The sequence below is a fragment of the Heyndrickxia sp. FW510-T9 genome, assembly GCF_058781025.1.
Genome location: NZ_JBYSWK010000116.1, coordinates 1 through 514 on the forward strand (window position 1 = coordinate 1; position 514 = coordinate 514).

Genomic DNA, 514 nt, shown 5'->3' on the forward strand with positions numbered 1-514 from the left:
AGCACCTTTGTGATTTTAGGACTTCCATAAATTTTTCTAGACTCCATATGTGCCTTTTTAATTTCTGCCGTTAATTTTTCCTTACGGACTTTTCGCTTACTTTTAGAACGCTTTTTCCATGCATAAAATCCACTTTTTGAAACACCTAATACCTCGCACATCTTCGCTACACGAAACTCGTGTAGGTGTTGTTCAATGAAGTTATAAATTACTTCAGGTCTTTTGCGAAGATGCCCATAGCCTTTTTTAAAATAGCATTTTCTTCTTCCAAATCACGTAATCTTTTTTCTAGATCCCGTTGCGCTTTTTCGTTTGGTTTTACATTTCCGCTTCCTACGAATGCAGCCTCGTTGTCCTTACTATATTTTTTCACCCAATTGTGTAAGGTTTGTTCCGCAAGATTTAACTCACGTGCTACTTCTGCGACTCTTTTTCCATCCTGTACCATTCGAACCGCATCTAGCTTGAATTCTTTATCGTAACTTTTTCTTTTCATGTTGGACACTCCCGATCA

1 pseudogene is annotated in these 514 nt (G+C 37.7%); it reads right to left on the minus strand.

The features are described from left to right. Positions 1-496 (minus strand): annotated as a pseudogene (locus AC3WJF_RS23075) (transposase); the annotation flags it as partial. Positions 497-514: the final 18 nt, after the last annotated feature.